Annotated in this window: 19 protein-coding genes; 7 read left to right on the top strand and 12 right to left on the bottom strand. The window is 68.3% G+C overall.

Translation table 11 applies throughout. From position 1 onward, the window contains the following. Positions 1-26: 26 nt before the first annotated feature. The 3 genes from OH146_RS06955 to OH146_RS06945 all read right to left on the bottom strand — a co-directional run bounded on the left by OH146_RS06955 (position 27) and on the right by OH146_RS06945 (position 1,507). The gene (locus OH146_RS06955; protein WP_265158826.1) at positions 27-653 is read right to left on the bottom strand and encodes an AmiS/UreI family transporter; all 627 of its coding nucleotides are present in this window, start codon (positions 651-653) and stop codon (positions 27-29) included. Between the two features lie 120 nt (positions 654-773). Further along, the gene (locus OH146_RS06950; protein WP_265158825.1) at positions 774-1,133 is read right to left on the bottom strand and encodes a fluoride efflux transporter FluC; all 360 of its coding nucleotides are present in this window, start codon (positions 1,131-1,133) and stop codon (positions 774-776) included. Next, positions 1,130-1,507, bottom strand: coding sequence for a fluoride efflux transporter FluC (locus tag OH146_RS06945; protein WP_265158824.1), 378 nt, complete (start codon positions 1,505-1,507; stop codon positions 1,130-1,132). The genes OH146_RS06950 and OH146_RS06945 overlap by 4 nt, the downstream gene beginning before the upstream one ends. Positions 1,508-1,545: 38 nt before the next feature. Between OH146_RS06945 and OH146_RS06940 the strand changes: the two genes are divergently transcribed. From OH146_RS06940 to OH146_RS06925, 4 genes are all read left to right on the top strand, one after another. Further along, positions 1,546-2,175, top strand: coding sequence for a hypothetical protein (locus OH146_RS06940; protein ID WP_265158823.1), 630 nt, complete (start codon positions 1,546-1,548; stop codon positions 2,173-2,175). 75 nt (positions 2,176-2,250) lie between these two features. After that, entirely contained in the window at positions 2,251-2,991 is a 741-nt protein-coding gene (locus OH146_RS06935) for a MerR family transcriptional regulator (RefSeq protein ID WP_265158822.1), read from the top strand. Between the two features lie 156 nt (positions 2,992-3,147). Beyond that, positions 3,148-3,495 (top strand): PadR family transcriptional regulator, encoded by a 348-nt coding sequence (locus tag OH146_RS06930; protein ID WP_265158821.1) that lies wholly within the window; start codon positions 3,148-3,150, stop codon positions 3,493-3,495. Continuing rightward, a complete protein-coding gene (locus tag OH146_RS06925) occupies positions 3,492-3,860 on the top strand; it encodes a DUF1048 domain-containing protein (protein WP_265158820.1) in 369 nt (122 codons plus the stop codon). Before OH146_RS06930 ends, OH146_RS06925 begins: the two co-directional genes overlap by 4 nt. A gap of 52 nt (positions 3,861-3,912) precedes the next feature. On the opposite strand, the gene OH146_RS06920 is transcribed toward OH146_RS06925, so the two are convergent. Continuing rightward, positions 3,913-4,041 (bottom strand): hypothetical protein, encoded by a 129-nt coding sequence (locus OH146_RS06920; RefSeq protein WP_265158819.1) that lies wholly within the window; start codon positions 4,039-4,041, stop codon positions 3,913-3,915. Beyond that, positions 4,038-4,682, bottom strand: coding sequence for a membrane protein YczE (gene yczE, locus OH146_RS06915; protein ID WP_265158818.1), 645 nt, complete (start codon positions 4,680-4,682; stop codon positions 4,038-4,040). Before yczE ends, OH146_RS06920 begins: the two co-directional genes overlap by 4 nt. A 62-nt stretch (positions 4,683-4,744) precedes the next feature. On the opposite strand from yczE, the gene yczR reads away from it, so the two are divergent. After that, the gene (gene yczR / locus OH146_RS06910) at positions 4,745-6,160 is read left to right on the top strand and encodes a MocR-like transcription factor YczR (RefSeq protein WP_265158816.1); all 1,416 of its coding nucleotides are present in this window, start codon (positions 4,745-4,747) and stop codon (positions 6,158-6,160) included. A gap of 82 nt (positions 6,161-6,242) precedes the next feature. Here the strand turns inward: yczR and OH146_RS06905 are convergent, their stop codons facing one another. Together OH146_RS06905 and OH146_RS06900 are read right to left on the bottom strand one after the other, a co-directional pair. Beyond that, on the bottom strand, positions 6,243-7,193 hold the full coding sequence (locus OH146_RS06905) for a hypothetical protein (protein WP_265158814.1): 951 nt from the start codon (positions 7,191-7,193) through the stop codon (positions 6,243-6,245). Further along, complete coding sequence (locus OH146_RS06900) at positions 7,193-7,840, bottom strand: MerR family transcriptional regulator (RefSeq protein WP_265158812.1); 648 nt, start codon at positions 7,838-7,840, stop codon at positions 7,193-7,195. Before OH146_RS06900 ends, OH146_RS06905 begins: the two co-directional genes overlap by 1 nt. 275 nt (positions 7,841-8,115) lie before the next feature. On the opposite strand from OH146_RS06900, the gene OH146_RS06895 reads away from it, so the two are divergent. Both OH146_RS06895 and OH146_RS06890 read left to right on the top strand, forming a co-directional pair. After that, on the top strand, positions 8,116-9,744 hold the full coding sequence (locus OH146_RS06895) for an ABC-F family ATP-binding cassette domain-containing protein (protein WP_265158810.1): 1,629 nt from the start codon (positions 8,116-8,118) through the stop codon (positions 9,742-9,744). Between the two features lie 190 nt (positions 9,745-9,934). After that, positions 9,935-13,183, top strand: coding sequence for an efflux RND transporter permease subunit (locus OH146_RS06890; protein ID WP_265158808.1), 3,249 nt, complete (start codon positions 9,935-9,937; stop codon positions 13,181-13,183). 63 nt (positions 13,184-13,246) lie between these two features. Here the strand turns inward: OH146_RS06890 and OH146_RS06885 are convergent, their stop codons facing one another. From OH146_RS06885 to OH146_RS06865, 5 genes are read right to left on the bottom strand one after another with little or no spacing between them, the layout of a single operon-like run. After that, positions 13,247-15,094, bottom strand: coding sequence for a bifunctional sugar phosphate isomerase/epimerase/4-hydroxyphenylpyruvate dioxygenase family protein (locus tag OH146_RS06885; protein ID WP_265158806.1), 1,848 nt, complete (start codon positions 15,092-15,094; stop codon positions 13,247-13,249). 5 nt (positions 15,095-15,099) lie between these two features. After that, positions 15,100-16,518: a TRAP transporter large permease gene (locus OH146_RS06880; RefSeq protein ID WP_265158803.1), complete on the bottom strand. Its 1,419-nt coding sequence runs from the start codon at positions 16,516-16,518 to the stop codon at positions 15,100-15,102. Next, on the bottom strand, positions 16,518-17,045 hold the full coding sequence (locus OH146_RS06875; RefSeq protein ID WP_265158799.1) for a TRAP transporter small permease: 528 nt from the start codon (positions 17,043-17,045) through the stop codon (positions 16,518-16,520). The genes OH146_RS06880 and OH146_RS06875 overlap by 1 nt, the downstream gene beginning before the upstream one ends. 12 nt (positions 17,046-17,057) lie before the next feature. Continuing rightward, complete coding sequence (gene dctP / locus OH146_RS06870; protein WP_265158797.1) at positions 17,058-18,173, bottom strand: TRAP transporter substrate-binding protein DctP; 1,116 nt, start codon at positions 18,171-18,173, stop codon at positions 17,058-17,060. Beyond that, positions 18,170-18,940: a GntR family transcriptional regulator gene (locus tag OH146_RS06865; protein WP_265158795.1), complete on the bottom strand. Its 771-nt coding sequence runs from the start codon at positions 18,938-18,940 to the stop codon at positions 18,170-18,172. The genes dctP and OH146_RS06865 overlap by 4 nt, the downstream gene beginning before the upstream one ends. Positions 18,941-18,984 lie beyond the last annotated feature (44 nt).

The raw sequence follows: 18,984 nt of genomic DNA, 5'->3' as shown, positions 1-18,984 counted from the left end.
ATGATGCCTTTCGTGGGGAGTTGCGGTTATGCGGGGGTGGGGAGCGCGTCGGGGAGGGCGGCGCGACGGCGTGACGTCGCCGCTGTGATGCCGGCCGCACCGGCGAAGAGGGCGACGATGACGAGAAGGGCGATGACCGCATTCGTGCCGCCCGTCGGCCAGTTGTCGGTGAGGCCGAAGAGAGCCGGCACGGTCGTGGTGAGCTGGCTCGTCAGGATGAGCGACCATGCCGTGAAGGTCGTCAGTCGCGACCACCCGAGGCCGAGGAGGAGGAAGAAGAGGGTCCAGAGCGTGGCCCACGCGAGCCAGAGCACGCTCAGCACGGGGTCGGTCGCGAGGTTCGCGCCGGAGTAGACGAGCCCCAGGGCGGCGACGAGCCCGCAGAACCAGCCGAGGCCTATCGAGCCGAGATCGAGCAGAGCGTTGAGGCCGACGTAGAGGTAGGTGAGCCCGAAGAGGAACACGCCGCTGACCGCCAGGAGGGCGGCCGGGTTGCCGCCCGCCGCGACCGCGACGAGGGTCGCGAGCACAAGCTGCGTGGAACCGATGAGCACGTTGAAGAAGCCGCTGTCGCGACCGGGGATGCGCCCGAGGAGGGCGAGGCCGTTGATGAGCAGGGCGGCGCCGGAGAGGATGAGGCAGATGAGGGACATGGGCGCTGACGCTAATCCGCTCGCGGCCGCTTCGCAGGAATCTGACGTCCCGTGACTCCGCGTGACGGACTGTGACGCGTGGTCGTTGACGCAGGTGTGCGCCCGGAGGACCTTAGAAGTTCAGCGAGTGAGCACGAACGCGACCGCGGCGGTACCCACTCCGAGCACGAGGTTGCCCGCGACGCTCGCTGCGGCCCGGGCCGCCTTGCCGTCGAGCACGAGCTGCACCGTCTCGACCGCGAAGGTGCTGTAGGTGGTGAGCCCGCCCGCAAACCCTGTCAGCAAGACCAGGCGGATGCCCGGCTCAAGCCCCTCGCCGAGCCCGAGCACGACGCCCCCGAGCGCTGAACCCACAACGTTCACGACGAGCACCGCCCACGGGAACCGCGGCTGGGGCCCTTGCGCGAGGGAGACTCCGTAGCGCAGCAGCGCGCCGAGCCCGCCCGCGAGCATGACGGCGAGGGCGAGGGTGAGCGTCATCGGGGCGCCCCCATCCGCAGGCCCACAGCGGCGGCACCCAGGCCGAGCAGCAGGGTCGCCGCGAGGTAGGCGGCGGCGAGCATCCACTCGCCTGTCGTGCCCATGTCCACGAGCGAGACGGCGACCGCCGAGAAGGTCGTGAAGGAGCCCAGCAGGCCCGGCCCGAGGCCCGCACGCGCCCACGGCTTGAGCGAGCCCCAATGCTGCGCGACGAGGAAGGCGAGCGCGAAGGAGCCGACCGAGTTCACGAGGAGCGTCGAGACGGGAAAGTCGGCGAGCGGCAGCACCAGGTCGATGCCGAGCCGGAGGCCTGTGCCGAGCATCCCGCCGACAGCGACTGCCGCGAACTCTCGCCACCCTGCCCCAGAAGCCACGGGCCGAGACTATCCCAGGCGCGGAATAGACTGCGGGCGTGGGGAAGAAGCGGATGTGGCTGTGGGCCGTCGCCGCGCTCGGCGTCGTCGTGCTCGGCTTCGTGGCCGCGCTCGTCGTGCCCATCCTCACCCACCGCGACCAGGGCCAGTCGCAGCTCGTCGAGAGCGACGAGGAGTGGCCGCTCGAGGCGACCGCCGTCGGCGACGACGGGCGCACCCGCACGATCGACGTGCACCCGGTCGAGCCGGGCGGCGTCATCGACACGAGCGCCCTGCGCGAGGGCGACCGGATTGTGGTCAGCGGGAGCGGCTTCGACACCGCCCGTGGCATCTACGTGGCCATCTGCAAGATCCCGGATGCCGGTGAAAAGCCGGGCCCATGCCTCGGTGGCGTGCCCTCGACGGAAGCGGAGGAGCAGGTCGAGGGTTCCGTGCAGTTCGCCCCCAGCAACTGGATCAACGACGACTGGGCGTGGAAACTCTTTGGCGCCCGCGGCTACGACGACGTCGACACCGGCACCTTTACCGCCTACCTCGAGGTGCCCTCCCCCGTCGGCGAAGAGATCGACTGCCGGGTCGACGCCTGCGCGATCACTACCCGCAACGACCACACGGCGGCCAGCGACCGCGTGCAGGATGTGCTGATCCCGGTCGGATTCGTCGAGTAGCGGGAGCTCGCGACATCCGCTTGACCTTGACGTAACGTCAACCCCTAACGTGGCCTGCGACGAGGGGAGATGCCCATGGAATGGTCGATCAACGAGATCGCCAAGGTTGCCGGAACGACGAGCCGCACGCTCCGCCACTACGACGACATCGGCCTGCTGCCGCCGACCCGCATCGCCGCCAACGGCTACCGCCACTATGACGAGCGCGCGCTCATCCGGCTGCAGCGCATCCTGCTGCTCCGTGAGCTCGGGCTCGGCCTGGCCGCGATCGGCGAGGTGCTCGAGCGCCAGGCCGATGAGACGGATGCCCTCGCCACCCACCTGCAGCTGTTGCGGGAGGAGAGGAACCGCCTCGACCGGCAGATCGCTGCGATCGAGGCGACCATCACGAAGAGAAAGGGAGGTGAACAACTCATGGCAGAGGAGATGTTCGACGGCTTCGACCACACGCAGTACAAGGAGGAGGTCGAGGCGCGCTGGGGCAAGGATGCCTACGCATCGGGCGACCGCTGGTGGCGCACGCTGACGGATGCTGACAAGGCGGAGTTCCTGCAGCAGCAGAAGCAGATCCAGGCAGACTACGCTGCCGCGTTCGAAGCGGGCGAGCCTGCCGACGGCGACGTCGCGCAGGAGATCACGCGACGCCAGGTCGAGTGGATCCGCACTGGCTGGCAGGGACGCGAGGTTCCCGCCGAGGCGGTGCGGGGACTCGGGCAGATGTATGTGGATGACCCGCGCTTCGGTGCCAACTACGGCGGCGGAGAGGGTGCTGCGTACGTGCGCGACGCCATGGCTGCCTACGCCGACCGGATGTAACGGCCTCGCCGTGCGGGCTGCCTGAGCCCGCGGCATCCGGCATCGCCCTGCGGGGGTGCGCTTGTGCGCGCCCCCGCTTTTTCGTGCTTGCGATCCGAGTATTCAGCGTTACTATGTACTGGTACCAAGTAACGCTGAGTAGTGGAAGAGGTAGCGATGGGCAAGCAGGCCACGGAGATGCTCAAGGGAGTGCTCGAGGGCATTGTGCTCGCGATCCTGTCGAGGCGCCCCGCTTATGGCTACGAGATCACCGCCTGGCTCCGGGACCAGGGGTTCACCGACATCGCGGAGGGCACCATCTACGCGCTGCTGGTGAGGATCGAGCAGCGCGGCCTCGTCGACGTGGAGAAGGTGCCCTCCGAAAAGGGTCCGCCGCGCAAGGTCTACACGCTGGGCCCGCAGGGCCGGCAACAACTCGACGAGTTCTGGAGGACATGGAGCTTCCTCGCAGAACGACTGGAACAGCTCCACAACCCCAACGACGAAGGAGAGGCCACACAATGACCGCGAAATGGATCGAAGCCCTCACCGGCTCGCTCGAACAGAAGAAGCAGTACAAGCAGGCGATGGCGCGCATCGATGCCCTTCCCGAAGGCTATGCCACAGCGGCCAAGGCGCTGCACCGGTACTTCATGTACTACGGCGGCGTCACCGACGGGGACACGCTCGCGACGATGTTCGGCGACCTCGCCGACCTGTGGGAGCGGGCCGCAGTCGACGGTACTCCCGTGCGGGACATCGTCGGCGACGACCCCGTCGAGTTCGCGGAGACCTTCGCCCAGGCATACAGCGGCAAACGCTGGATCGACAAGGAGCGCGAGCGTCTGGTCAAGGCCATCGAGGATGCCGAGCGCGAGGAACACAAATGACCTCCGCTGCAGCCATCCGGGTGCGCGGCGTCGAGAAGACTTCGCGTAGCGACTACGGCAGCGGGTAGTACACGACCGCGAGGTCGGGGAGCCTGCCGTAGCCGTCGCGGGCGACAGTCTCGAGTGCCGCGATCGACGCCCAGAGGGCGATGGCCGCGAGGGCGAGGAGTGACGTGATCATGCGGAAGCTCCCGTCGGAGTGGGGCCCGTCACGGTGGGCACAGGCCGAGCCGTGGCATCCGCCGCCTTCTCTGGCACGCGGAGCAGGGGGATCGTCTTGCCGACCATGGGGCCGATGAAGAGGGCGAAGGCGAGGGTGCCGAAGCCGACGACGCCGCCGAGCAGCCAGCCGATCGTCAGCACGGTGCCCTCGATGCCCGTGCGGACCGCCCAGATGGGCCAGCCGGTGCGGCTGTGGATGCCCGTCATGAGGCCGTCGCGAGGGCCCGGGCCGAAGCGGGCGCCGATGTAGAGGCCGGTGGCGACAGCGAGCAGGGAAAGGCCGCCGGCGAAGAGGAGGATCTGCGCCCACAGCGCACCGGGCGCGGGGATGAAGAGCAGCCCGGCGTCGGCGGAGGGGCCGACGAGGAGGGCGTTGAGCAGGGTGCCGATGCCGGGCCGCTGACGGATGGGGATCCACAGGAGCAGCACAACCCCGGAGACGAGCACCGTGACGAGTCCGAAGCCGAGTGAGGTCTGCCGCGTGATGCCCTGGGAGAGCACGTCCCACGGTGTTGCTCCGAGCCCGGCGCGCAGCATCATCGCGATGGCGATTCCGTAGAGGAAGAGGCCGACGAGGAGCTGGGCGATGCGACGAGTCATAACAGATATCCAATTGGCTGATTGGCCTTAACTCAAGAGTCCAATCGGGCTACAGTGGCCTCGTGCCTTCGCTCTCTGCCCGCCAATTGGACGTGCTCCTCGGTGATTGGCGCTCTTCGCCCCTGCCTGCCTACTCGGCGCTCGCCGACCGCATCCGCCTCCTGATGCTCGACGGGCGCATCGTGACGGGCACACGGGTGCCCGCCGAGCGCGACCTCGCGACCCACCTCGGGGTGAGCCGCACGACCGTCACGGCGGCCTACGCGGAGCTGCGCGACGCGGGCTACCTCGAGAGCGTGCGCGGCTCCGGCAGTGTGGCGCGCCTCCCCGGGCGGGCGCCGGTCACGATCGAGCCCGAGGGGGAGGAGTTCCTGGACTTCAGCAAGGCAGCGATGCCGGCCCTCCCATGGCTGACGGATGCCGCATCCCGCGCCGTCGAGGACCTCCCCGCCTACCTCGGCGACTCCGGTTTCGACCTCATCGGGATCCCGCCCCTTCGCGAGGCCATCGCGGAGCTCTACCGGCGCCGCGGGCTGCCGACCTCGCCGGACCAGATCATGGTGACGATCGGTGCGCAGCACGCGATCGCCCTGCTCTCCCGCACCCTCATCGGGCGGGGCGACAGTGCCCTGCTCGAGGTTCCCACCTATCCGCACGCGGTCGAGGCGATGCGCGGCGCGGGGGCGCGCATCCTTCCCGTGAGTGTGACGGTGGAGGACGGCTGGGATGAGGCGGGGCTCGAGCAGGCGATCCGCCGCAGCAGCCCCGCCATGGGTTACCTCATGCCCGACTTCCACAACCCCACGGGCCGCACCATGCCGGCGTCATTGCGTGAGCGCACGGCGCAGCTCGCCGAGCGGCACGGCACACGGCTCATCGTCGACGAGACGATGGCGAGCATGGCGATCGACGAGGTGGAGCCCGAGCCGCCCTTCGCGGCGTTCGGCAACGCCGTGACCGTCGGGTCGGTCGGCAAGACGGTGTGGGGAGGCATCCGTGTCGGCTGGATCCGGGCGGAGCCCGCGCTCATTCAGCGTCTCTTCCGCAACCGCCACGCGGGCGACCTCGGCACGCCCATCATCGAGCAGCTCGTCGTCACCCACCTCCTCGCCGACTATGACCGCATCGTCGAGACGCGCCGCCGCCAGCTGCGTGCCGGCCGCGACCACATGCTGGGCCTGCTGCGCTCGCAGTTCCCGGAGTGGAAGGTTCCGGATGTCGCGGGCGGGCTCACCGCGTGGGTCAACCTCGGCGCTCCCGTCAGCTCCCAGCTGACGCTCGCCGCCCGCGCGGAGGGACTCCTCATCACGGCCGGCCCGCGTTTCGGCCTCGATGGGGCGTTCGAGCGATACCTCCGCGTGCCCTTCAGTTATTCGCCCGACGAGATGGATCGCGCGGTCGCCGCGCTCTCGCGAGCATGGGGCTCGCTCGCCCGCACCCCGATCGCGCAGCCGGAGGAGCTGTCGGTAGTCGTGTGAGGCTCTCGCGTCAGAATCGAGTTGCCCACTCTGCACCTTTCTGTGCCGCCACAAGCAGCAGAAGTGGGCAACTCGACTGACGTTAGGCGGCGGGGCGCCGCAGGGCGAGCAGCGCAGCCGCGACGGTGCCGATAGCGAGGGTGACCCCGATGATGAGCGCGCCGCCCTCCGGTCGCGTGATGGGCTGCCCGATGAGGGCCTGCCAGGTGACGAGGGCGGTCAGCCCCGCGTAGGCGACGGCGGCGATGGCCACGAGACGCCACCGCACGACAGCGGAGGCGAGCCGCGGCGTCCGCTTGCCCAGCAGTTCGAGGCCGAAGGCGAGGAGGGGGAGGGCCTGCAGGGCGTGCATCCCGACGAAGTGGGGAATGCGCAGGTCGCCGCCGACCGTGCTCCAGCCCAGGAGGGGGAGTCCGGGCCCCCCGTCGGCGAGCCCCACCGTGTGGGCGCCCACGATTCCCTGGAAGTTCTCGAGCTGCGTGGCCTGCGGTCCCGTCATGAGGAACGCGAGGGCGAGCCCGATGACGCCGATGATCGCGCCGGAGCGGATGGCGAGCGCCCGGGCTGGGTCGCCGAGGGGCGTGCGCAGCAGGGTCGCTGCGACGAAGAGCGAGATGACCCACACGGCGACGATCGAGATCGCCATGACGGCCCAGGCGGCCGTGTGCAACCCCGTCGATACGTTGAAGTGGCTCGTCTCGCCGGTGGCGGCGAAACCGGTGATGATGACCATCTCAATCGCGAGCGCGATCGTCGTTATGGTGCCGAGAAGGTGTGCCGCGCGGGTGAAACGCGTGAACTGGGAGATGAGCCATGCGAGGGTCAGCGCGTAGATCGCCGTCGACAGGGCGAACTTGAGCGGCTTCGCCCAGAGGGGCAGGCCCGTCACCTCGCGCGGATCGACGACGAGGCCGACGAGGCTCACGACCGCGAGCATGCCCATGAGGGCGGCGATGACGAGGAGTGGCCGATGCCAGCGTGCCCGCTCCTCCGGGTCGCTGGTCGTGCGAGGTGCCTGAACTGTCGCGGTCATCATGCGTCCTTCGGTTGGATGTCGGTGGGGGCCGTGATGGGGAAGCGTGAGGCCGAAGCATCCTCATGGGCCATGCGGCGGAGTCCCGAGAACAGCGAGTCCCCGAGCACCGTGCCGATCACGACGGTCTCCGCCATGGCGGGGCGTCCGGATGCGGCGGCGACCGCCTGCAGGTCTGCTGCGGCAACGCGTTCCGCCGCTTCCGCGTACACGTCGATCGTCGCGAGCAGGTCATCCCGCCCCAGTGCCCGGTAGTCGGACACGACCCGCGCCGCGAGCGCGCGGCCCGGGTTCTCGGCGGAGACGCACCATCTCCGTGCCGCGACGACCTCGTCGATGAGCTCCTCGGCTCCCGGGTCGGTGCTCGCGGAGGGAGTGGGCAGCGCCCGCGAGGCGATGGCTGCCGCGTAGCCGAAGTGGAGGCCCTCGTCATCGACGGCCGCGAGCACCTCGCGAGCCGAGGCGATGGAGAGGCCCGCGATGTCGATGAAGGCGCGGATCAGGCGTAGGCGCGCGACGTGCGCCTCCGAGTAGTCGGCCTGTGTCGCCGAGCTCTTCTCGCCAGCGGCCAGCATCCCTTCGCGCAGGTAGTACTTGATTGTCGCGACGGGGACGCCGCTGGCGGCACTGAGTTCGGAGATACGCACCTAGATAGTATGGCTATCGATAGTGGCGCTGTCTAGTGCGGGCAGTCCGATCTCTCAAGGACGCCGGGATGAAGGGCGGTGCGGGCTCGGCTCGCACCGTCCTGCTTCTTGCCTGTCGGCGGCCGACATGCAACAATCGACCTCCCTGTTGTCGACGATCGGAACGAATCGGTGAAGCTCCGCGGTGGTTCTCCCCGGCCCTAGCGCTGACGGACCCCCACCCGCGTAGCGAGGGGCACTCCGGTCGGCGCACACGCTGACAACAGGAGGCCCCCGTGGCTCATCACAACTCTGCCGTTTCATCGATCGACCTGCACGACCTCTCCTTCTCATGGCCCGACGGCTCGCCCGTCATCGCCTCCCTCACCGCCTCCTTCGGTCGCGGCCGCACCGGCATCGTCGGCCGCAACGGCGTCGGCAAGTCGACGCTGCTCCGCCTCATCGCGCGTGAGCTCGCGCCGACGTCCGGCACGGTGGTGACCCATGGCGTGGTCGGTTACCTGCGGCAGGATGTCGCGCTGGACGCGAATCGTTCCCTCGCCGAGGTACTCGGCGTGGCGCCCGTCCTCGAAGCGCTCCGTCGTCTTGAGGCGGGCGATGCCGACCCGGAGGCGTTCGACACGATCGGCGAGAGCTGGGATGTGGAGGAGCGCGCGATCGCCGAGCTCGCCGAACTCGGCTTCACGGGCGACCTCGAGACCCCCGGCGTGCTCGATCGCCCCGTGGCATCCTTCTCCGGCGGCGAGGTGATGATCGCCGGGCTCGCCCGAATGAGGCTTGAGGGCGCAACCCTCTCGCTCCTCGACGAACCCACCAACAACCTCGACCGCCGGGCGCGCGAGGCGCTCTTCGACGCCGTCCGCGCCTGGCGCGGCACGCTTCTCGTCGTAAGCCACGACCGCGAACTGCTCGACCTCATGGATGCCACGGCCGAACTGCGGCAGGGGGAGATCGCTCTCTTCGGCGGCACGTACAGCGAGTACGAGGAGTACCTGCGCGGCGAGCAGGACGCGGCCGAGCGGATGCTGCGTTCCGCCGAGCAGCGGCTCAGGGCCGAGCGTCGACAGCGCATCGAGGCGGAGGAGAAGCTTGCGCGTCGGGCGAAGTTCGCGAGGGCGACGCAGGAGCGCGGGGGACTGCCGAAGATCCTCGTGGGCCGGCGCAAGGCGAACGCCGAGGCATCCGCGGGTCGGCATCGGGGCGTGCAGGCGCAGCGGGTCGAGGGGGCGGAAGCCTCGGTGGAGGAGGCGGAGGCGCGCGTGCGCTCGGACACGAGCATCCGCATCTCGCTGCCGGAGACGCGCGTGCCGGCGGGCCGCACGGTGCTCGAGCTCGACGCGGAGCCGCGGCCCTTCGTGCTGCGCGGGCCTGAACGCGTCGCCCTACTCGGCGACAACGGGGCGGGCAAGACGACGCTGCTCTCCGCGATCGCGCGCGGGCCGGGTGAGGCTGGCTGCGTCGTGCGGCATCGTATCGGTGCCGTCGGGGTGCTGCCGCAGCGACTCGACATCCTCGACGACGACGCGAGCGTGCTCGACAATGTGCGGGCGGCCGCGCCGAACGCAGAACCCCGGGAACTGCGGGCCCAGTTGGCCCGCTTCCTCCTGCGCGGTGACGCGGTCGAACGGCCCGCGGCGGGGCTCTCGGGCGGTGAGCGATTCCGGGTCTGCCTCGCGCGCATCCTCCTCGCCGACCCTGCGCCGCAGCTCCTCCTGCTCGACGAGCCCACCAACAGCCTCGACCTCGAGAGCGTCGACGGGCTCGTCGACGCACTCGCCGGCTTTGAGGGCGCGCTCGTCGTGGTCAGTCACGATGAGCGCTTCCTCGAGCGACTGGGCATCACGGTGCGACTCGAGGTGCGCCGCGGCGAACCCCTGCGCGTCGCGCCGACGCGGGTTGAGTAGGCCCGCCAGGGCCGTATCGAAACCGCGAGTTCGGGCGGCCGGGTTTCGATACGCTCGCTGGCGCTCGCTACTCAACCCGCGGGGGTGGGCTCGCTGGCGCTCGCTACTCAACCCGCGGGTAGCGGGCTGTCAGCCTCGCGGGCGCCGAGACCTGAAATACTGGAAGCACCACAGCGACCCCGGGAGTGCCGTGCATCTGCTATCTGTCTTCAGCCTGCGCAACCGGGCGCTCATTGCGCTCGTCACGATCGTCGTGGCCGTGTTCGGCACGATCTCGTTGACGAGCCTCAAGCAGGAGCTCATCCCTTCCGTCTCGTTCCCGCAGCTGGTCGTCGTCACCCCCTACCCGGGGGCGGCACCCGAGGTCGTGAACGAGGATGTCAGCACCCCCATCGAGACGGCGATTCAGGGTGTCGCCGGCCTCGAGGGGACGACCGCGACATCCCGCACCAACATCTCGACCGTCTCGGCATCGTTCGAGTACGGCACCGACCTGGCGACCGCCGAACAGAAGGTCACGCAGGCGATCAACCGCATCTCCTCGACCCTGCCTGAGGATGTCGATCCGCAGGTGATCACGGGTTCCGTCGATGACCTGCCCGTGATTCAGATCGCGGTGACGAGCGACCTGGAGATCCGTGAGCTGAGCGCCTCCCTGGAGGCGTCGACCCTCAGCGACATCCAGTCTCTCGAGGGGGTGCGCGAGGCGAGCCTGCTCGGCACGATCGGCGAGCGGGTGACGATCACGCCCGACCGTGCGGCGCTCGCAGCGGTCGGCGCGAGCAACGCCGACATCACGGATGCCCTCGATGCCAACGGCGTACTGCTGCCGGCGGGCGACCTCACCGAGGGTGATCAGACCCTCTCCGTGCAGGCGGGCTCACGTCTGAGTTCGGTCGAGGAGATCGCGGCCTTGCCGCTCTCGGGGGTGCTGACGGATGCGGGCGAGGCCGTCACGATCGCCGATGTGGCGGATGTCGCGATCACCGACAACCCCGTCGAGGGCATCTCGCGCGTCAATGGGGAGCCCTCGCTGACGATCGCCGTCACCAAGACCCCGGCCGGCAACACGGTGGCGGTGTCGAACGCCGTGCAGGACGCGATCCCCGAACTGGAGGCGGCGATCGGCGAGGGCACCGAGTTCACCGTCGTGTTCGATCAGGCGCCCTTCATCGAGCAGTCGATCGAGTCGCTTGCGACGGAGGGTGTGCTGGGCCTCGTCTTCGCGGTGATTGTGATCCTCGTGTTCCTGCTGTCGATCCGGTCGACGCTGGTCACGGCGATCTCGATCCCGGCATCCGTGCTCATCACCTTCATCGGCATGCAGGCCTCCGGCTACACGCTCAACATCATCACGCTGGGTGCGCTCACGATCTCGGTCGGCCGTGTCGTGGACGACTCGATCGTCGTGATCGAGAACATCAAGCGGCACATCGGCCTGGGGGAGAACAAGCTCGAGGCGATCCAGTCCGCTGTGAAGGAGGTCGCCGTCGCGGTGACCTCGGCGACCGTCACGACGGTCGCGGTGTTCCTCCCGCTCGCGCTCGTGGGGGACATCACGGGTGAGCTGTTCCGCCCCTTCGCCCTCACGGTGACGATCGCGCTCGCCGCGTCGCTCTTGGTCTCGCTCACGATCGTGCCGGTGCTGGCGTACTGGTTCCTCGGCAACGAGAGCGAGGCATCCCGTCGCGAACGTAAGGCCCGCAAGAAGGGCGAACAGGCGGATGCTGCGCCTCCCGTCGAATACGTCGACACGAGCACGGCGGCACTCCAGGCGCTCACCCCCGGCGTGCCGGTGCCGTCGCGCCGCGCCCGCCGTGAGGCGGCGGCCGCGGCCGCGGCGCAGGCCGACGAGCTGGAGAAGCCGTCACGGCTGCAGCGGGGCTACCTGCCGGTCATCCGTTTCACTCTGAAGCGTCCGGCGCTGACGATCGGCGCGGCCGTGCTGGTGCTGTTGCTCACGGTGGCGATGCTGCCCTTCATGAAGACGAACTTCATCGGCGACAGCGGCCAGAACACGCTCACGGTGACTCAGGAGTTGGAGCTCGGCTCGAGCCTGGAGGCGCAGGACGAGGCTGCCATGCAAGTCGAGGAGGCTCTCTTCGGCGTCGAGGGCGTCGAGACGGTGCAACTGTCGCTCGGCTCCTCGGGGAGCTCCCTGCAGGCCGCGTTCGGCGGGGGCGGTGGCGCGACGTTCTCGATCACGACTGACCCGGATGCCGACCAGGAGCAGGTGCAGGCAGATGTTCGTGCCGCCATCACCGAGCTCGACGATGTGGGCGAGCTCTCGATCTCGACGTCGGGTTCGGGTTTCGCATCCAATGACATCGATGTCGACATTCAAGCGCCGGGTCAGGAGGCGCTGCGTGAGGCGACCGAGGCGGTGCTCGAGGAGGTGAGGGGCCTGGATGTCACGGCCGAGGCATCCAGCAATCTCTCTGTCTCGCAGCCCTACATCGCCGTCATCGTCGACCGCGAGGAGGCCGCGGAGCGTGGTCTCAGCGAGATCGCGGTGGGGGGAATCGTCTCTCAGGCGATGCTGCCGCGGGCAGTCGGCACGGTGGTCATCGACGACACCTCGCTCTCAATCTACATCGAGAACCCGACGGCGCCGGAGACGATCGAGGAGCTGCGCGACTTCCGCGTTCCCACGGCGGCGGGGCTCGTGCCACTGACGGCGATCGCGAGCGTCGAGGAGGTCGATGGGCCTGCGAGCATCACGACCATCCGCGGGGTCCGCTCGGCGACGGTGAGCGTGACGCCGAACGGGGATGATGTCGGCACGGCGTCGGCGACGATCCAAGCCGCGATCGACGAGCTGGACCTGCCGGCCGGCACCGAGGCGGAGCTGGGCGGCGTGACGGCACAGCAGGGTGATGCGTTCGAGCAGCTGGGAATCGCGCTGCTCGTGGCGATCCTCATCGTCTACGTGGTGATGGTGGCGACCTTCAAGAGCCTGCGCCAGCCGCTCCTGCTGCTGGTATCGGTGCCGTTCGCGGCGACGGGTGCGATCGCCCTGCAGGTTGCCACGGGCATCCCGCTCGGCGTGCCCTCACTCATCGGCGTGCTCATGCTTATCGGCATCGTCGTGACGAACGCAATCGTGCTCGTCGACCTCGTCAACCAGTACCGTGTGAAGGGGATGAGCGCGTACGACGCAGTCGTGCACGGCTCGAGTCGGAGGCTCCGCCCGATCCTCATGACGGCGCTCGCGACGATCTTCGCGCTTCTGCCCCTCGGCATCGGTTTGACGGGCCACGGCGGCTTCATCTCGCAGCCGCTCGCGATCGTCGTGATCGGTGGGCTCGTGTCGTCGACCCTGCTGACGCTTGTCGTGCTGCCCTCGCTCTACTACCTGGTCGAGGGTGCGAAGGAGCGGCGCGAAGCGAAGCGGGCGGCTGCAGCATCCGAGTCGCACGGGGCGCACGCCGCCGAGTAGGCCGCCGCTCGAGTAGCCCGCCGAGGGCTGAGGGCTGAGGGCTGAGGGCTGAGGGCTGAGGGCTCAGGCGGCGCGGTCGCGCCGCCGGTGCTGCGCGGCCAGCCGCACGGGCGTGTTGGCCGCTCCGTAGCCTTCGTACCCTCCTCGCCGCTCGACCACCTCAAGAAAGACCTGGCCTACCGCCTCCGTGTAGAAGTGCAGGAACTCGCCGTGCTCGTCGCGGTCATACAGCAGGTTCAGTCGTTGAAGGTCCTGCAGCACAGCTTCTTCAAGGGGGAAGCGCGCGGCGAGGTCGTCGTAGTAGTTCTGCGGGATCGGGAGGAACTCGAGCCCGCGCGCGCTCGCCTGTTCGGCCAGCGCCATGATGTCCTTGCACGCAAAGGCGACGTGCTGCGGGTGGATCGCGGGCTCGAGCATCGCCCCGGCAATCGGCGCCAAATTGAGAGCGAGCCGCACCTCGCCATCCTGCGTGCGCATTGCTTGGCTGCGAACGAGGCCCATGGGGGCTGCGACCTCCAGCGTCGGCTGGGGGTGCAGGCCCAAGACGCTCTCGTAGAAGAGGACGGCCTCGTCGAAGTGCTGCCACGGCTGGGCCAGATTGACGTGATCGATGCCGGTGATGAGGTCGTCCGCGCGCGCCGAGCGTGCGCCGCGGGCAAACTCTCCCGCCCAGGCGGGGGAGCCGTGGGTATCGACGCCGCTGAAGAAGACCTCGGAGGAATCTGGAGCTCTCACGCCGTGCAGCTCCTCCTCCCCTTCCTCCTGTTGGCGTGGCACGGGGCTGGCGTGCAGCGAGAGCGCGCGGGCGACGGAGGCAGGGGGTTCGGCGACGTCGAAGCCGAGTGCGGCGACGCTGGGCTCCCCAACGGCCGACTCGACCTCATTCACGATGATTCGGGCGTCGCCCTGTTGCCAGAGCTCGACGGGCTTGCTCCGATGCTGTCCCCGCTCCTCGAACCCGAGTTGCGTGAGCACGTCGCGAAGTCGGTGTGAGACGTCGGACCGCACTTCGACGAAGTTGAACCCCGTCGGCTCGGCGGGGGTGGGCAGGGTTGCGAGCTCGAGGTGGGAGACGAGGGGCGCGGGTCGAGAGGCCAGCCAGCGGGTTGCCCGGTCCTGCAGCCAGGTGAGGCTGCGCATCCCGTCGATTGCCGTGCGGAAGGGGTCGGACTGGCGGAACGTGTCGTTGAAGATCTCGAGCGAGACGGGGCCGTCGTAGCCCGTGCGGACGAGCTGTCCCATGAACGCGGCGAGGTCGAACTGCCCCTCGCCGGGGAAGACGCGGTGGTGCCGGCTCCAGGAGAGCACGTCGAGGGTGAGGAGGGGAGCGTCGGCGAGTTGTACGAAGAAGATCTTCTCTCCTCGCATCCGTCCGAGCGGCTCGAGTGCCCAGTTGCGCGAAAGGATGTGGAAGCTGTCGAGACACTGCCCCACCTGTGGGTGGTCAGCGGCCTCGACCAGCCAATTGACGTGCTCATAGTCGTTCACGTACCGACCCCAGGCGAGTGCCTCATAGGCGACCCGGACGCCGTGCGCGGCGGCGCGGTCGCCGATGCGGCGTAGCTGGTCGACGACCAGCAGGTCGTCATCGATCGTTGCGGTCGCCACGTTGCTGCACATGAGCACTGTGTCGATCCCGAGGCGGTTCATGAGGCGGAACTTCGCCTCGGCTCGGCGCAGGTTGCTCTCGAACTCGTCCTCTGTCACGCCCTCCATATCGCGCAGCGGCTGGTAGAGGTCGAGCGTGAGGCCGAGTTCGTGCGCGAGATCGCGGATCTGTTCTGGCGTGTGCGGTGAGACGATGAGGTCAGGTTCGAATATCTCCACACCGTCGAAGCCGGCGTCGGCGGATGCTGCGAGCTTCTGCTCGAGCGTGCCGCTGAGGCACACCGTCGCGATCGACGTGCGCATGCCGCTCATCGGTAGGACGCGATGAGTTCGGGCAGCCACATGACGATGTCCGGGAACAGCAGCAGCAGCCCCACGACGACGGCCTCGCAGAGGAGGAAGGGGGCCACGCCCCTGAAGACAGTCTCGAGTTTGATGCCCGTCACGCCCGAGATCACGAAGCAGTTCATGCCGACGGGTGGTGTGAGCAGCCCGATCTCAATCATCTTCACGAGGAGGATCGCGAACCACACCCCGTCGAACCCGAGTTCGATGACGGTGGGGTAGACGATCGGCACGACGATCACGACGACCGCGAGCGAGTCGAGGAACATCCCGAGCGGAATCATGAGGAGCAGGATCAGGATGACGACGACGATGGGCGCCACATCAAGCTCGGTCAGCATTCGCGAGAGGTCGTTGGGCACGCGGGCCGAGACGAGGAAGTAGGCGAAGATGGCGGCGCCGACCACGACCGCGAAGGCCATGCTGGTGACGGATGCCGCCTCCGCGAGCCCATCTCGGATGCGGGCCAGCACGGAGCGCACTCCAGAGCGGAAGTGCTCGGCGACCACGGCGATGGTCGCCACGACTGCGGCAACAGCGGCCGACTCGGAGAGGGTGGTGAGACCGGTGAAGATGCTCAGCACGACGACGGCGACGATGATCGCGAGCCAGGCGAGGCTGCGGAACTCCGAGAACAGGGAGTCACGCCGGCCCTCGGGTTCGTCGGTGCGTGCCCGAGAGCTCGTGGCGGGGCGCCCCGGGACGGCGACGGTCTCGCTGCCGTTCTGGGCGCCCACGGCGGCGAGCACCTCTTCGTTCTCGCTCACTCGACGGCCGTCGCGCCGCAGAAGGATGAGGGCGGTCACGACATAGGCGATGGCCGACAGGATGCCGGGAATGATGCCGGCAGCGAAGAGTGCGCTGATCGACTCGCCACTCATGATCGAGTAGAAGATCATGATGATGCTCGGCGGGATGAGGATGCCGAGCGTTGCACCGATGGCGACGATTCCGGTGGCGAGTTGGGCCGAGTAGCCGTGGCGGATCATCTGGTGCACGGAGATCTTGCCGAGGGTCGCGGCGGTGGCGACGCTCGAGCCGGAGACCGCGGCGAATCCGCCGCTTGCTCCAATCGTTGCGACCGCGAGACCACCCTTGAATCGCCCGGTCGCGCGATTGATCATCGAGTAGACGCGCTCTGGTATTCGAGCCTGGGTCGCCATGGCGCCGAGCATGATGTAGAGCGGGATGACGATGAGCGAGAACTTCGCGGTGGACTCGAAGGGCACGTTCGCGAGCACGCTGTCGGCGACCCGGAACGAGTGCAGCATGACGGAGCCGACGACTCCCGAGAGACCGAGGGCGAATGCCACCGGCACCTCAATCGCGAGCATGAGGAAGAAGAGCGCCAGTGTGATGACGACGATGAGTTCTGCCGACATCAGACAGTGCTCCCTTCGGTCGCGGCCTCAGCGCCGGATGGCGTGTGGCCTGTGAAGTAGACGAGCGACTTGGCCAGCATGACGACGGTCAGGAGGCTCGTGCCGAAGGCGACGAAGGCGCGCGACGGCCAGACGGGGAAGTTGAGGAGGCCGGTGCGGTACTCCCCACCGATGAAGGAGTCGATCGCTCTCTCGATGAGCTCAATGCTCATCCAGCCCAGGAACAGGCAGGCGAGTAGGAGCGCGACCCCGCGCAGGCGGTTGGCGACGGCGGGCCGCAGCCGGTCAGTCAGGAGAGTGACGCGGACGTGCGTGCCGTTCACCTCCGCCTGCGCGAGGCCGAGGAACACGGTCATCACAAGGCCGAGCTCGGCGATCTCGAAGAGCCCCCTGATGGAGCCCCCCGTGCTCGCCCGCATCACGACTTCCGCCGTGAGGAGTAGCGCGAGAGCCCCGCAGAGCACCGCCGAGACGATGGCGAACCATTTCGTCGCCGGCCGGAACACCCGGTTCCACAGTGTGACCATGATCAGCGTTTTCTATCGGGAGAGGCAGTACTCGACGGGAGCGACGTAGTCGCTCTCGGCGGTCGCGGTCTCGAGCTCGGCCAGGTAGTCCTCGTAGAAGGCGTCGACGTCTTCAGCCCCTGCGGCCTCGGCCTCGGACTTCCAGTCGTTGACGAGGGTGTCTCCCACGGCATCCGCCCACTTCTCGGCCTCGGCGTCAGACCACGTGCTGAGCTCGACGCCCTGCTCGGCCGCCTTGTCGCAGGTGGTGTCGAAGATCTCCTCGAGGTATTCACCCTCAAGGCCGCCCCAGACCTCCTGGCTCGCCTCCGTCATGATGTCCTGGATGTCGGACGGGAGTGACTGCCACACCTCGTCGTTCATGATCGCGACGACGTTGATGAAGGAGCCCGACTGGGTGTCGGTCATGTAGGGGGTGACCTCACCGAGGTTCCACTCGGTGATCGCCGACTCGAGGCCCGTCGACGACCAGGCGTCGATGACGCCGTTCTCGATCGACTCGTAGATCTCGCTCACCGCGATGGCCGACGGGTTGGCTCCCGCTATCTCGAGGGCCTTGAGCATGCGGGCGGTGCCGCGCACGGAGAGCCCGTCGAGGTCCTCGTAACTGTCGGCCTCGCTCGTCGTGCCGAGGATCGAGGTGGTCACGGGAGCGAAGTACAGCGGGCGCACACCCTCGGCCTCGAACTCGGAGGCGTAGGCCTCATTGTTCTCGAAGAGCGACATTGCGGTCTTGGTCTGCGCGACGGGGTCCTTCGCGACGAACGGAACCGTGACGACGTTTGCGAGGGGGAACTCCGCCGGGTGGAAGGCGGGCGAGGTGTACGCGATGTCGGCGCGGCCGTCCTTCGTGCAGGCGAGACCGTCCATCGTGGCGCAGAGCGATCCCGAGTAGAAGGGCTCGATCGTGACGCGACCGTCGGTCTCCTCCTCGACGATCTCGATCCAGCGGTCCATGGCCATGCTGTAGTAACCCTCGGGCGTCGTGTACGACGTCCAGGTGAGGTCGAAGGTCTCGCCGTCTGCGTTCCCGCCGGAGCCCGAGCATCCGGTGATCACCATTGCGGCTGCCGCCACCGCACCGACGGTGGCAAGGCGGCTTGCGCGCCTCGTGCGTGCTGTATTCACTGTGTTTCCTCTCGCTGTGGAGCTGACTCCAGACCCCTCTTTGGGCTGAAGCTGGTGGGATCGAGCGCTCGCCGGAGCTGCTCTATCCGGCTTTCGGAGAGACGCTCCTGCCGTTGCCGGAGCGTCGCCGTGTAGTTCTCGCGGGTCCGCAGAATGTGGGGCGCGAGGATAGGTTCGAGCTCGCTCGCCTGCCCCGAGTCGAAGATGTCGCGGATCGCCTTGTGGTCTTCGAAGGAGCGCAGCGGCTCTGCCTCCGTGTAGGCGGCGAGGTGTGTGCGGAGGGCGGCGACCTGAGCGAAGTTGAAGGTGTAGCTGTTCCACAGGTAGGAGTTGTCGCAGCCCTTGAAGAAGACCTCGTGGAAGGCCGTGTCCGCTCGACCGTAAGCGCGCATGTCGCGGTCGGCGATTGCCTGTTCCATCGTCTCCACCACCTGCGCGAGGGTCTTGGCCGACGCCGCTCGGGACCGCTCGAAGGCCCACAGCGCAGCCTGGCGCTCAAGCGTGACCCTGAATTCCGTGAGCTCTGCGATCTGCTCGACTGTGGGCTCGAAGACGTAGGTGCCGGCCTTGGGGCGGATCTGCACGAGTCCTCGTGCCTGCAGGAGCTGTAGGGCCTGCCGCACGGGCGTGCGGCTCACGTCGAGTGCATCCGCGATGGAGTCCTCCGACAGGGCCTGGCCGAGGTCCAGGGCGCCGGAGACGATGGCGTCCTGCAACTGGGTGGCCACGCGGTTCGCGAGGGAACCGGCGACGGCTTCCTGAGGCATCCGAGATTCCCTCCGAGAGATCGACCTTGATCGGCTTGCTGAGA

This window comes from Homoserinimonas sedimenticola, from assembly GCF_026094475.1.
Lineage (GTDB): Bacteria > Actinomycetota > Actinomycetes > Actinomycetales > Microbacteriaceae > Homoserinimonas > Homoserinimonas sedimenticola.
The sequence above is the reverse complement of the archived record's forward strand: the minus strand, read 5'-3'. Positions and strand labels throughout refer to the sequence as shown.